General features: G+C 68.1%; 9 protein-coding genes and 1 pseudogene. All 10 read right to left on the reverse strand.

Annotated features, from left to right (window positions below; translation table 11 throughout):
- Positions 1 to 42: 42 nt before the first annotated feature.
- Positions 43 to 2,007: a DUF945 family protein gene (locus tag ACEU5R_RS30410; RefSeq protein WP_103271114.1), complete on the reverse strand. Its 1,965-nt coding sequence runs from the start codon at positions 2,005 to 2,007 to the stop codon at positions 43 to 45.
- Between the two features lie 223 nt (positions 2,008 to 2,230).
- Positions 2,231 to 3,706, reverse strand: a complete 1,476-nt coding sequence (locus tag ACEU5R_RS30415) for a M81 family metallopeptidase (protein WP_392413526.1) — start codon at positions 3,704 to 3,706, stop codon at positions 2,231 to 2,233.
- 99 nt (positions 3,707 to 3,805) lie between these two features.
- The gene (locus ACEU5R_RS30420; RefSeq protein WP_392413527.1) at positions 3,806 to 5,215 is read right to left on the reverse strand and encodes an amidase; all 1,410 of its coding nucleotides are present in this window, start codon (positions 5,213 to 5,215) and stop codon (positions 3,806 to 3,808) included.
- Positions 5,216 to 5,351: 136 nt separating this feature from the next.
- Positions 5,352 to 7,043 (reverse strand): ABC transporter ATP-binding protein, encoded by a 1,692-nt coding sequence (locus ACEU5R_RS30425; protein ID WP_392413529.1) that lies wholly within the window; start codon positions 7,041 to 7,043, stop codon positions 5,352 to 5,354.
- A 5-nt stretch (positions 7,044 to 7,048) separates the two neighbouring features.
- Complete coding sequence (locus ACEU5R_RS30430; protein ID WP_212314955.1) at positions 7,049 to 7,957, reverse strand: ABC transporter permease; 909 nt, start codon at positions 7,955 to 7,957, stop codon at positions 7,049 to 7,051.
- Between the two features lie 9 nt (positions 7,958 to 7,966).
- Positions 7,967 to 8,908 carry an ABC transporter permease gene (locus tag ACEU5R_RS30435; RefSeq protein WP_392413531.1) on the reverse strand — a complete coding sequence of 314 codons (942 nt, stop codon included), beginning with the start codon at positions 8,906 to 8,908 and terminating at the stop codon, positions 7,967 to 7,969.
- 42 nt (positions 8,909 to 8,950) lie between these two features.
- The gene (locus ACEU5R_RS30440) at positions 8,951 to 10,516 is read right to left on the reverse strand and encodes an ABC transporter substrate-binding protein (protein ID WP_103271108.1); all 1,566 of its coding nucleotides are present in this window, start codon (positions 10,514 to 10,516) and stop codon (positions 8,951 to 8,953) included.
- An 83-nt stretch (positions 10,517 to 10,599) separates the two neighbouring features.
- A complete protein-coding gene (locus tag ACEU5R_RS30445) occupies positions 10,600 to 12,108 on the reverse strand; it encodes a M81 family metallopeptidase (protein WP_392413534.1) in 1,509 nt (502 codons plus the stop codon).
- Between the two features lie 254 nt (positions 12,109 to 12,362).
- Complete coding sequence (locus ACEU5R_RS30450; protein WP_392413536.1) at positions 12,363 to 13,856, reverse strand: CoA-acylating methylmalonate-semialdehyde dehydrogenase; 1,494 nt, start codon at positions 13,854 to 13,856, stop codon at positions 12,363 to 12,365.
- A 96-nt stretch (positions 13,857 to 13,952) separates the two neighbouring features.
- A pseudogene (locus ACEU5R_RS30455) lies at positions 13,953 to 14,146 on the reverse strand (aspartate aminotransferase family protein); the annotation flags it as partial.

Consider the following 14,146-nt stretch of genomic DNA (forward strand, 5'->3'; position numbering starts at 1 on the left):
CAGTTTCCTGGCGGGGGTTTTCGATGAGCGTTGCTCGGACGTTTACTTGCCCGCGCCCTTGTTCACCATGGCCGAGAAGTCCTCGGCGATGCTGATGAAGGTGTTCAGCAGGATCTGCAGGTTTTCCTTGCCGATCGCGCCTTCCGCGTTCACGTCCATTTGCAGCACGGCCTGGTTCTTCTCGTCCAGGTAGGCGCGGCTCCAGCGGTATTCCTTGTTCCAGGCGTTGATGGCCTTGAGGGAAACCGGCTTCTTGGCGCTGTACGTGGCGGTGATGACCAGGTCGTAGCACTTCTCGGTGAAGTCGTTGCACAGCAGTTCCACGCGCAGGTCGGCCGCGCCGGTGCCGCTGGGATCCAGCACCAGCACCGGGCCTTCGTCGCCTTCGGAGCGGCGCGGCGAGTAGCCCATGTCGTCCAGCATGGAGGTGACCACGTCGACGTTGAAGTCCTGCATCTGCTCGCCGGAGGAGGCGGGGTCGGTGTCCGAGCTGATGGCGCCGACGGCGGGTTCGGATTCGTCGTCATCCATGCTGTCGTGCGAGCCGGCCGCATCCAGCAGGCCGCTGAACAGCTCGTCCGCCGGGATCTTCTTGCCGTTCAGATCGCCCATGCCGTCGGAGAAGTGGAACTTGCCGATGATGTTGTCGCCGTCGTTCTTGCCGACGTTGAACATCTCGGCCATGCCCGCCATGCTGCGGACCTGTTCCTCGGCTTCGGTGGCGGCCTTGTCGGCGGCCTTGCCTTCGGTCTTGACCATGTACTGCGCGACCAGGTCCTGCACCATGGGCTTGGACACGACCAGGTTGGCATCGATGCGTTTGATGGCCTGGACCAGAATTTCCTGCGGCGTCAGGTCCTTGAGGTTGGCGGGGCTCGCCAGGTCCAGCGCGAAGGTCAGCTTGCTTTCGCCCTTGGCGGTCTTCCAGCTGATCGGGTCCATGCTGAACGTGGGCTTGGCGGCCAGCAGCTTGGTGGCGGTATCGATCAGGGTCTGCACCTGTTCGTCCTTCAAGCCTTCGTCGCTGGCGCCGGCCACGGCCTGGCGCATCATCTGGTTGTAGGTGTCGGCCAGTTGCTTGACCGCGACGCCGTCCAGGTTGCCCAGCTTGACCACGGCCTGGCCGCTGCCCAGCGCCACGCCGTCGACCGTCAGGCCGCCGAGCTTGTAGGCGGCCTGCATGGCGATGTTCTTGTCGTCCTCGGTCAGCTTGACGGTGTAGCCGAAGTCGTCGAGCGCGATCTTCAGCTCGTCCTGGGGCTTGACCATGTCGATGTGCTTGACCTGCACGCCCGAGTCGCCGATCGACAGGCCGAACTTGCCCATCAGGGTGTTCACGTCGATGGACAGGCCGGACAGGGCCATTTTGAACTTGTCGCGCTCGCGCTGGGCCTTCAGGCCGTCGACGCCGATGGTGTCGATCACGCCGCGCGCGACCACCGCCTGCTTGGCGTGGTCGTAGGTGCCGTCGATCTTCATGCCGCTGAAGTCGAGGTCGATGCCATCGCGGCTGAACTTGACCGGCGCGATCTGCGCCGTGCTGGCGCCGTGGCCGCCGTAGGCGACGATGGCGTCGGCCGTCAGCGGGGCCACGTCCTTGGTCAGCTCGAACACCGGCTTGACCAGGTCCGTCTTGGCCATCGCCGCCTGGACGTAGGCCAGCTTGGGCGCGAGGGCGCCGCGCGCCAGCGCGCCCTTGGGGAAGGGGCCGTGCTCGATGGTGGCGTCGAACTCGATCATGCCGTCGGGCAGGACGTCCAGGCTCTTGTCGTTCTTCAGGAGCGACAGGCCATAACGCGCCTGCGTCGAGAACAGGCCGCGCTCGTACTTGATCTGGTCGATGCGCAGGCCGAACAGCGGCGTGACCTTTGCCAGCTTCTCGTTGACCTCGGCCAGGCGGCGCTGCGAGCTTTCCTCGATGCGCTTGCCCGTGTACCAGGTCGCGCCGACCCAGCTTCCCGCTCCCACTATGACCACGCCCAGGGTGATCGCTACGCTCTTTTTCATCGTTCTGCTTTTATGTCGTTGATTGTCGAGTCATGCCCTTGCGCTGCCGCCGATGAACCGCCACGAGGCGAGGACTCCGCGAAGTCATTGATTCATGAGGGCGCAAGGACCCGCGGCGAGTATACCGAGGCTGCCTGTCCGGCGAGAGCGCGCGCCGTTACCGAAGATTTCAAAATGAAAGCCGGCGCGGGTGCGCCGGCGATATTGTCGACAAAATAACGACTTACAGTGGATCCAGCGGGTAGATGGGGCGCCGCACGCGTTTGAATTCCAGTTGGCCGTAGTCCGAGGTGGTCACGCCGACGCCGGTGCATTCGATGATGTCGGTCGCCATGTCGGAGAAGCCCGCGCGCCAGTGGACCCGGCTCTTGAGGGCTACGTAGCGCTTCTGCAGCGGATCGATGCCGGCCGACAGCAGGCAATTGACGTCGAAGGGCTCCTGGTGGCGCGACACCACCACGATCTCCACGCTGCCGGTGTCGATGACCACGGTCAGGCCGGTATCGTTGCGCACGCCGCGATACATGGGGCCCCGGTTCAGGTAGACGCCGTCAAAGACCAGCTTCACGCGGCCGGAGATCTCCAGCGGCTCGCTGGCCTGGCGGATGGCGGGCATGGCGACCTTGCCGCCCAGCTTGATGCGGATCTGGCTGCCGACGCCGGCCGCCGCCGCTTCGCGCGCGGCCTGCGGATCGCAGATGGCGTAGAACACGGCGTTGTCCAGGCCCTGGCGCAGCATCTCGGCCAGCACCGCCGTGGTGTCCATGGTGCCGCCCGAGCCGGTGTTGTCGTAGTGGTCCAGCAGGACCACCGGGCCCTGTGTCACCGCCTTGGCGCGGGTAATGGCGGCTTCCAGCGGTTCCGGATGGAACACCCAGTCGGCGCGGGCGTCCCAGGCGCGCTCCAGCAGTTCGTCGCGCAATTGTTCCGCCTGCTCCGCCTTGCCGTCGGTACAGACCACGGCGCTCAGGCCCGCTTCGCGGATGTCGGCATGCGGGAAGCCGACAAACACCGACGCCGCCAGCACGCCTTGCGCCTCCAGCGCGATGCAGCGCTCCTGCAGCGATTTGTTGGGTTCGGCGTGCGTGCCCTGGCGCATCACGTGCGGCAGCATGGGCTTGTTGCCCCAGCGCATGACGGGCTTGATCTCGCCCTTGAGCGTGCGCACGATGACGTTGGCCGCGCGCAGCCCGGCGGCGTGGATGTCCACGTGCGGATAGGTATGGAAGCCGCTGATGACGGTGGCGTGCCTGACGATGTCGTCGTAGAGGTTGGCGTGCATGTCCAGCGTCACCGCCACCGGCGTCGTCGGATCGATCTCGCGCAGGCGGCGCAGCAGATCGCCCTCGGCGTCTTCCACGCCCTCGGCCACCATGGCGCCGTGCAGGTCCAGCAGGATGGCGTCGAAGCCGCCGCGCTCGACCTCGTCCAGCACCAGCCGGCACAGGCGTTCGTGTGTCTCGGCGCTGGCCGGCCCGCTGGGCCAGGATTCGGCGGCGACCGGCAGCACGATCTCGGCGCCCTCGCGGCGCGCCACCTCGATGTAGCCGCCCAGGCCGCTGTCGGTGTTCTCATAGGCCCGGATGGCGCGTTCGCCGGCCAGGATTTCGGGATTGCCGCGGAAGAAGCGTTCCAGCGGCGTGGGCACGGGCGAGTATGTGTTCGTCTCGTGCTTGATCATTGCCAATAGCCAGCGCATGGGTCGTCCTGTGGGTTGCCCGGGCTCGTCGCCCGGATATGCGGGGAAAGCGTCCGGACGCCTCGCGGGCGTCCGGGCATCAAGGCGGAGCGTCCGTCGTCAGGCGCTCTTGGGCGGCTGCGGCCAGGCGCGCTGCGCCGGGCGCATGCGCTCCCAGGCCCGCGCCACGCGCAGCACGCCCAGGTCGTCGAAGCGCGCGCCGGCGATCTGCAGGCCGATGGGCAGGCCGGCCCTGGTATAGCCGCAGTTCACCGAGGCCGCCGGCTGCTCGCTCATGTTGTAGGGCAGCGTGAAGCCGATGTGATGCATGGTGGTGGCGACCTCGTTGGTGGGCGAGGGCCATTCGGCGTTGTAGGCCACCACGGGCGCCACCGGCGACAGTACGTAGTCGTAGGGCGCGCAGGCGGCGACGGTGCGCGCGCGCACGTTGACCGTCTCGTAGTAGCTGCGGAACACGGCATCGCCGCTCTGGCCGCCGCCGCTTTCCGCCCAGGCGCGGATGAAGGGCAGGATCTTGCCGCGACGTTCCTCGGACAGCGCCGCCAGGTCGATGGCCGAGCGGGTGCGCCAGAAGCGGTCCACGCCGTCCAGCATGGCGGGCGTCATCCAGGACTTCATGGGTTCGACGATGGCGCCGGCCGCCTCGAACAGGCGGGCGGCGGCCTGCACGGCGTCCAGGATCTCGGGATCCACGGACAGGCCGCAGCCGGCGTCCAGCAGCAGGCCGATGCGCACGCCGCGCAGGTCCATGTCCAGGTCGAGCCAGGCGATGTCCTGGTAGGGCAGGCTCATGTGGTCGCGCGCGTCGGGCTGTGACAGCACGCCCATCATCAGCGCGGTATCGGTCACGGTGCGCGTCATGGGACCGGCGCAGCGGCCCATGAAGGGCGGGTCGATGGGAATGCGGCCCAGGCTGGGCTTGAGCGTGGCGATGCCGCACCAGGCGGCGGGCAGGCGCACCGAGCCGCCGATGTCGGTGCCGATGTGCAGCGGGCCGTAGCCGGCCGCGGCGGCCGCGCCGGCGCCGGCGCTGGAGCCGCCGGGATTCTTGCCCAGGTCCCAGGGATTGCGGGTCAGCTCGTGGAAGCTGGACAGGCCGGACGACAGCATGCCGTAGTCCGGCATGGTGGTCTTGCCCAGCACCACGGCGCCTGCCTCGCGCATGCGGGCCGCCGGCGGCGCGTCGGCGCTGGCCGGCGTCAGGTCGGTGGCCGCGGTGCCCAGTGGCACCGGCACGCCGCGCGTGGCGATGTTCTCCTTGATGGTGGCGGGCACGCCGTCCAGCGTGTAGCCGCCGGCCGACAGCGGCTCGCCCTTCATCCAGCGCGCCTCGGATTCGCGGGCGGCGGCCAGCGCGCCTTCGGGATCCAGCGCGTAGGTGGCTTTCAGGCTGGGTTCCCAGCGCTCGATGTGCGCCAGCACGGCGCGGGTGGCTTCGACGGGGGACAGGGTCTTGGCGCGGTAGGCGGCAAGCAGTTCCTGGGCGGAGAGTTCATGCGGCTGCTGCATGGCGGTTCCTGGTGGTCGGTTCCTGAAGGGGGGATGAGCCTTTGTGTCTGGCCGGCCTCTGCGTGCCGGCTCGGGATGCGGATGGCATGGGGCGCGGCGCGGACGCCATGGGAGGCGTGCGCGCGCGCGACCGGCTTCAGCCCGCCGGGGCCTGCGCCGGATGGCCGGCGGCGACCGGCCTGAAGTTGCGGAAGTCCCAGTCGCGGCCGGGCGCGGCGTCGATCAGCGCGCGCGTGTACTCGTGGCGCGGCTCGGTCAGCACGGTCTCGGCGCTGCCGGTCTCGACGACCTTGCCGCGCTGCATGACGATGATGGTGTCGCAGATCTGCGCCGCCACGCGCAGGTCGTGGGTGATGAAGAGCACGCCCACGCCGGTGCGCTGTCGCACCTGCTCCAGCAGCTCCAGCACCTGCGCCTGCACCGAGACGTCCAGCGCCGACACGGCCTCGTCGGCGACCAGGATCTCGGGATCCATGACCAGCGCGCGCGCGATGCAGATGCGCTGGCGCTGGCCGCCGGAGAACTGGTGCGGATAGCGCCGCATGGCGTCCGGGCTCAGGCCCACCACCGACAGCGTTTCGCCGGCGCGCTGCAGCGCCTGTTCGCGCGGCACGCCGAAATTGAGCAGGCCCTCGATGATGGACTCGCCCACGGTGCGGCGCGGGTTGAGCGAGCGATAGGGGTCCTGGAACACGATCTGTATGCGCCGACGCACCGGTCGCAATGCGGCGCCCGACAGCGTGCTCAGGTCTTCGCCGCCCATCATCATGTGGCCGGCGGTGGGCTCGATCAGGCGCACGATGCAGCGCGCGACCGTGGACTTGCCCGAGCCGGACTCGCCCACGATGCCCAGGATCTCGCCCTTGCGCAGCGTCAGGTTGACGTCGGCCGCGGCCACCACGCCGTGCGCCGGCTTGCGCGAGAACAGCGAGCCGCCGCCGCCGTAGGTGCGGCCCAGGCCCTTGACGTGCAGCACCGGCTGGCCGGCGGGCGCCTCGCGGCGCGACGGCACCAGGCTGGGCACCGAGGACACCAGCCGCCGCGTGTAGGACTGCCTGGGCTCGGCCAGGATCTCGTGGCGCGTGCCGCTTTCGACCAGGTCGCCGCGGTTCATCACGATGATGCGGTCGGAGATCTCGGCCACCACGCCGAAGTCGTGGGTGATGAACAGCACGGCGGTCTTGTGCTTGACCTGCAGTTCCTTGATGAGCGCCAGGATCTGCTTCTGCGTGGTCACGTCCAGCGCCGTGGTCGGCTCGTCGGCGATCAGCAGGCGTGGCTCCAGGATCAGCGCCATGGCGATGACGATGCGCTGGCGCTGGCCGCCGGAGAGCTGGTGCGGGTAGGCGTCGTAGATGCGCTCGACGTCGGGCAGGTGGACCGAGCGGAACATCTCCAGCACCTTGTCGCGGCGCTCGGCGGCGGACATCTTGCGATGCAGCCGCAGCACCTCGTCGACCTGCTTGCCGACCGTGTGCACCGGGTTGAGCGCGGTCATGGGTTCCTGGAACACCATGGCCATGCGGGTGGCGCGCAGCTCGCGCAGGCGGCGCGGCGTGGCGGTGGCCACGTCCTCGCCCTCGACGCGGATCGAGCCCGCGCCGATCTTCAGGATGCCCTGCGGCAGCAGGCCCATGACGGCCAGCGAGGTGACCGACTTGCCCGAGCCGGATTCGCCGACCACGCAGACGGTCTCGCCGGCGTGCACGTCCAGGCTCAGGTTGCGCACGACGCGGTTGCCGGCGCCGGCGACTTCGACCGACAGGTTGCGGATGGCCAGGATGGCGGACGAGGTGTCGCCCGCGGAGGGAGTGGGGGAGTAGGTCATCGGCGTCAGGTCCTGCGCACCATTTTCGGGTCCAGCGCGTCGCGCAAGGCGTCGCCCAGGATGTTCACGCTGAGCACGGTCAGCGACAGGAACAGTCCGGGGAACAGGATCAGGCCCGGCAGCATGCGGAAGTACATGCGGCCCTCGGACATGATGTTGCCCCAGGACGCGATCTCGGGCGGCACGCCCGCGCCCAGGAAGCTGAGGATGGCCTCGGTCAGCATGGCCGAGGCGAACACATAGGTGCCCTGCACGGTCAGCGGCGCGATGGTGCTGGGCACCATGTGGCGCCACAGCAGCTTGGGCAGCGGCGTGCCCAGCGCCAGCGCGGCTTCCACATAAGGCTCGCCGCGCACGGTCAGGATCTGGCCGCGCACCAGCCGCACCACGCGCGGGATCTCGGGGATGGTGATGGCCACCAGCACCGTGGTCAGGCTGGCGCCCGAGACCGACACCAGCGCGATCGCCAGCAGGATGCCGGGGATCGCCATGATGGCGTCCATGGTGCGCATGATCAGGCCGTCCAGCGAGCGGAACCAGCCGGCGATGACGCCGATCACCAGACCGAGCGCCACGCTGACCACGGCGGCGCCCAGGCCGGCGATCAGCGAGACGCGCGCGCCGTAGGCCACGCGCGACCAGACGTCGCGGCCGAAGGCGTCGGTGCCGAAGAGGAACTCGGTGAAGGGCTGCTTCAGGCGCGATCCCGGGTTGATCTGCACGGGATCGACCGTGCCCAGCCAGGGCGCGAACAGGGCGATGGCGACGATGATGACCAGCACCGCCAGCGCCAGCATCACGGGCCAGCTGCGCAAGCCCTGGCGGATCTGGCGCCAGGCGGTGGTTTGCGGCGTGCCGCCGCCCGGCAGGTCGGCGGCGGCGGTGTTGTCGGCCGCGTCGATGGGGGTTTGCATGATGGGGCCTCAGTAGCGGATGCGCGGATCGAACACCGTGTAGGCGCAATCGACGACGAGGTTGATGAACACGTAGACAAAGGCGAAGAACAGCGTCAGGCCCTGGATCACCGGATAGTCGCGCGCCAGCACGGCCTCGACCACCAGCCGGCCCAGGCCGGGGATGTTGAACACCGATTCGGTGACGACCACGCCGCTGATCAGCAGCGCCACGCCCACGCCCACGACCGTGGCGATGGGCACGGCCGCGTTGCGCAGCGCGTGGCCCAGCAGCACGCCGGTCTCGGTCAGGCCCTTGGAGCGGGCGGTGCGGATGAAGTCCTCGCCCATGACCTCGATGACGCTGGTGCGCGTGATGCGCGCAATCAGCGCCACGTAGACCGTGGACAGCGCCAGGGCGGGCAGGATCAGGCGGTGCAGGAACAGCCAGAAGCCGTTGGCCAGCGGCGTGTAGCCCTGCACGTTGAACCAGCCCAGCTTGATGGCGAAGGCCCAGATCAGCAGATAGCCGGTGACGAACACCGGCACCGAGAAGCCGAGCACGGAAAAGCCCATGACGGCGCGGTCCAGCAGCTTGCCCTGGCGCCAGGCCGCCAGGATGCCCAGCGGAATGGCGACTATCAGCGTGAAGACCAGCGTCAGGGCCGCCAGGCTGAGCGATGGCTCCAGCCGCTGCCCGATGAGCTGCGTGACGGGCACGCCCGACATCAGCGAGGTGCCGAGGTCGCCCTGCACCAGTTTGCCGGCCCAGATGAAGAACTGCTTCACCACCGGCTGGTCCAGGCCCATGATCTGGCGTATCTGTTCGATACGTTCGGGCGTGGCGCCGTCGCCGGCCATGATGACGGCCGGGTCGCCCTGGCTGGAGCGCAATATCGCAAAGACCACCACCGCGACCATCACCAGAACGGGGATGGTCGCGAGGAGCCGGCGTGAGACGAATGCCAGCATGTTTTCCCCCTTGTGCTGCTAGGCTATCTGCTTACTTGCCCGTCAAGGGGCTTTCTTCACGTTCCAGAACGCGAACACCGGCGCATGCACCAGGCCCGAGAGCTTGGTCGAATACACGGTGGGCACGGACATCTGACCGAGCGGCACGTACAGGCCTTCGTCAATGCCGATGCGCTGCAGCTCGTCGGCGATCTTCTTCTGCTCGGCCGGGTCGGAGGTCAGCGCGAACTTGGTGCGCAGCTCTTCGACCTGCGGCATGTCGGGCCAGCCGAACCAGGCGTTGTCGCCGCTGGCGGCGGCCGGCGCGGAGCGCACCGGGTCCATCACGTCGGTGGCGTACCAGTTGGTGTTGTGGATGTTCCAGCCGCCTTCGGCGGGCGCGGCCTTGGAGGCGCGCCGCGTGGCCACGCTCTGCCAGTCCATGGCCATCAGGTTGACGTTGAAGCCGGCCTTGCGCAGCGCCTGCGCGATCACCACCGGCTGCGCCGACAGCGTGCCCACGTCGGTGGCGTGCATGATCAGCACGGGCGTGTTGTCGTAGCCGGCTTCCTTCAGCAGCGCCTTGGCCTTCTCGGTGTTCTGCGGCACCACCACATCCTTGCCGATGTCGGTTTCCAACGGCGTGCCGCAGCCCCACAGCGAGGCGCAGGTGCGCCAGTACTTGGGATTGCCGACCAGCGCCTTCATCACGTCTTCCTGGCCCACGGCGTACATGGCGGCCTGGCGGATCTTCTTGTTGTTGAAGGGCGGGTACTTGAAGTTGAAGCGGTACATCGTGAAGTAGCCGACCGGGCTGAGCGACTCTTCCTTCAGATCCTTGTTGCCTTCGACCATGGGCAGCAGGTCGTAGGGGAACTGCTCGACGAAGTCGATCTCGCCGCCGAGCAACGCGTTGGCGGTGGTCAGGGCGTCGGGCATGACGTTCCATTCGACCTTGTCGACGTTGACGACCTTGCCGCCGGCCAGGCCGCTGGCGGGTTCCTTGCGGGGCACGTAATCGGTGTTCTTGGCGTAGACGGTCTTCACGCCCGGCTTGAACTCGACGATCTTGAACGGGCCAGAGCCGGTCATGTCGGTGATGGGCTGGCCGATGGCCTGCTCGGCGATGCGCTTGGGCATCATGAAGGGCGCGGTGCCGGTGGGCTTGGACAGCGCGCGCAGCACCAGGTCGGTGGGTTCCTTCATGACGACGCGGAAGGTCTTGTCGTCGACGATCTCGATCTTGTCGGTGAACTTCAGCAGCGTGCGGCCCATGATGTCGCCGCTGGCCCAGCGCTTGATCGAGGCGACGCAGTCGTCGGCCGTCACGGGCTTGCCGTCATGCCACTTCTGGCCGTCGCGCAGGGTCATGGTGTAGGTCTTGCCGTCGGGCGAGACGTCCCACTTTTCGAGCATCTGCGGCTGGATCTTGTTGTCGGCGTCGGTGGCCAGCAGCGTGTCGTAGATCATGTAGCCGTGCCACGTGGTGATGTACGCGGTGGTGGCGTGCGGGTCGGTCAGGCGCAACGGCGAATGCATGACCGACTTGATGACCGTGTCGGCGTAGGCGCCGTGGGCCATCAGGAGGGTCGCGCCGGCAAATGCGGCTGCACGGACAAACTTCAGCATGAATGTTCCCCTTGGATCGGTGTGGGCGGCGTTCGTCGGCCGCTACGTCGTTGGCGCGTCGCCCGCATGGCGGCGCGAGAGGGTCAGGCATTGCCTGGCCGGCTGGAAAACGCCGGCCCGCAAGGTGCCATTCTGATGCCGGGACGCAGCCGTGTCCATGGTTGTTTTGCCGCGTCCATCAGCATGGATCCAGGCGCCGCGCAGACCAGGATGGCATGGGCGATGGACGTGAAGTCGGCGCGGAAGTGCGCCGAACTTTTCACCACCAGGATCGCGGCGCGCGCGGGATCCACGCCGGCAAAGCGGAACATCTCCTGGTCGGCCATCTGCACCTTGTTCGAGGCCACCACGATGCGCACGCCGCCCAGGCTCAGGCAGGCGCTGGGCCCCAGGTCCATATGGAAGCCGCGGTAGAACGCGCCATGCGTGTCGAAGCGGCCGTCGGACGTTTTTTCGACCAGGAATTCGGCTTCCAGCGGCGCATCGTCGGGAATACCCGAGTGTCCACCCAATGCAATCCGCAGCGTGTTGCCCGCGCCCGCGTGATGCGCGGCCAGCGCCGCGGCCGGATCGACGATCAGGCCGATGGCGGCATCGCGCGCGCCGTGGCGAATCAGCGCGCGCAGCACGCCGGTGGTGTCGGAGCTGCCGCCCGCGCCGGGATTGTCCTGCGCGTCGGCGATGACGACCGGGCGCGACGCATCGCGCGCCATGCGCATGGCGGTCTGCACGGCCTCGTCGGCGTCATGCAGCGTGCCGCCGAAAGCGGATTCGGCCGCCAGCACCGCGCGTTCCATTTCGCTCGCGGCCGCGTCGGCCTGCGCCTGCGTGGCGGCGTGCGCCCACACGGCGGGCAGGCATTCGGGAAAGTCCGCAGCGGGAAAACCCGTGGCGAACGACAGGCTGGCGCCGCTGCGCGCCTCGATCTCCGCCAGGCGCTGGTACAGGCCGCGCGCGGGCTCGATGTCGGTGGACTGCCAGCACAGCGGAATCAGATACGGCAGCTGGCGCAGGGCGCTACAGGCGCGCGGCGCGCCGTGCAGCCGGGCCGCGAGCAGCGCGGCCGCGCGTTGCCCGGTCTCGGCCATGTCGATGTGCGGATAGGTGCGATAGCAGACCAGCGCGTCGGCGTGGCGCAGCATCTCGCGGGTCATGTTGGCATGCAGGTCCAGGCTGGCGACGACGGGCACGTCGGGTCCGACCCGTTCACGCACGCGCCGCAGCAGCTCGCCTTCGCCGTCGTCCAGGTGCTCGGCCACCATCGCGCCGTGCAGATCAAGGTAGACCCCGTCCAGCGGCATCGCGGCCGACAGCCCCTGCAGGATCAGCGCGCTGATGCGCTCGTAGGCGTCGCGCGTGACCGGTCCCGACGGACTGGCCGCGGCCCAGGTGGCGGGCAGCAGCGTATGCGCGCCCATCGCCTCGATGAAGCCGGCCACCGGTATGTTGGCGCCGGCCACCGCCTGGAACATGGCCGGCCCGCTGACCAGCCGAGGCCAGCCGCCGCCCTTGTCCGCGAAATCCTCCCACGCCGCGCGCGACGGCGCGAACGTGTTCGTCTCATGCTGAAAGCCGCCTATCCCGATACGCATCAAAATCCCCTTGTGATACGGATGTCCGGACGCCGCGGGACACTATGCTGTGCTTATCCCCGGGCGTGTTTCAGTGCTTGTGGCGCGGTCTTTGCTCCATCCACGACATGTCAAACGGACTCGACGTCATGACTAAAAAGAAGTGGCGCCACCGCCTGAAGAGATCGCCCCAAGCGGGGTCGCACGGAGCCGGCTTTGCCGGTCCGTCGCGACGCCCCCTGGGGGGAAGCGCGCAAGCGCTTCGGGGGGGACCCTCACCCCGCCACGGGCATCGTGAATTCAGCGCCCTTGCCGATGCTGTCGGGCCAGCGCTGCATCACGCTCTTGTAGCGCGAGTAGAAGCGGATGCCTTCCTCGCCGTAGGCATGGTGGTCGCCGAACAGCGAGCGCTTCCAGCCGCCGAACGAATGCCAGGCCATGGGCACGGGGATGGGCACGTTGATGCCGACCATGCCGACCTTGATCTGGCGCGCGAAGGCGCGCGCCACGCCGCCGTCGGAGGTGAAGCAGGCCACGCCGTTGCCGAATTCATGCGCGTTGATCAGTGCCACCGCCGAGGCGAAATCGGGCACGCGCACCACGCACAGCACCGGCCCGAAGATCTCTTCGCGATAGATGTTCATGGCGGGCTTGACGTGGTCGAACAGCGTGCCGCCCAGGAAGAAACCTTTTTCGTTGCCCGGCACCGTCAGGCCGCGGCCGTCGACCACCAGCGTGGCGCCCGAGGCGACGCCGTCCTCGATATAGCCCACGACCTTGTTGCGATGCTGCGAGGTGACCAGCGGACCCATTTCCGCGTCGCCTTGCATGCCGTCCTTGACCACCAGCGCCTTGACGCGCGGCGTCAGGCGCTCGATCACCTTGTCGGCCACGTCGCCGACGGCGACCGCCACCGAGATGGCCATGCAGCGCTCGCCGGCCGAGCCGTAGGCCGCGCCCATCAGCGCGTCGGTGACCTGGTCGAGGTCGGCGTCTGGCATGACCACCATGTGGTTCTTGGCGCCGCCCAGCGCCTGCACGCGCTTGCCGCGGCGGGTGCCTTCCGAATAGATGTATTCGGCGATCGGCGTCGATCCCACGAAGGACAGGGCCTCGACGTCGGGATGCGCGATCAGCGCGTCCACCGCCTGCTTGTCGCCATGCACCACGTTGAACACGCCGTCCGGCAGGCCGGCCTCGCGCAGCAGTTCGGCCAGGCGCAGCGAGGCCGAGGGATCGCGTTCGGAGGGCTTGAGCACGAAGGTGTTGCCGCAGGCGATAGCCACCGGGAACATCCAGCACGGCACCATCATGGGGAAGTTGAACGGCGTGATGCCGGCCACCACGCCTAGCGGCTGGCGCATGCTCCAGTTGTCGATGCCGCCGCCGATCTGGTCGGTGTACTGGCCCTTGAGCAGATGGGGAATGCCGCAGGCGAACTCCACCACTTCGATGCCGCGCGTGACCTCGCCCTTGGCGTCGGAGAAGACCTTGCCGTGTTCGCGGGTGATGAGCTCGGCCAGCTCGTCCTGATGCTTGTCCAGCAGCGCCTTGAAGTTGAAGAGGATGCGGGCGCGCTTGAGCGGCGGCGTTTCGGCCCAGGCGGGGAAGGCGGCCTTGGCGGCGCTGACGGCCAGCGCCACGTCTTCATTGGAGGCCAGCGGAATCGAGGACACGACTTCGCCGGTGGCGGGATTGAAGCCGTCGGCGTAGCGGCTGCTGCGGCCCTCGTAGGACTGGCCGTTGATGAAATGCGGGATCTTCTTCATGGATGCAAAGCTCGAAGCGGGTTTCTTCAAAATGCCCGAGGGCGGCCCTTCAGGCCGCCCGCGGTTCAGGTCGGGACAGTAGCGCGCGCAAGCGCCTTACGCGACCTCTTTCAGGACCTTGCCGATCTGGTCGAAGATCTGGCCGATCTGGGCCTCGTCGATGATCAGGGGCGGCGAGACGGCGATGATATCGCCGGTGTAGCGGACCATGAGGCCGCTGTCGAAGCACTTCTGGAACACTTCCGAAGCGCGGGGGGCGGGGGGGGGGGGGGGGGGGGGGGGGTGGGTTG

It is taken from the genome of Achromobacter sp. 413638 (genome assembly GCF_043119405.1).
Lineage (GTDB): Bacteria > Pseudomonadota > Gammaproteobacteria > Burkholderiales > Burkholderiaceae_B > Achromobacter.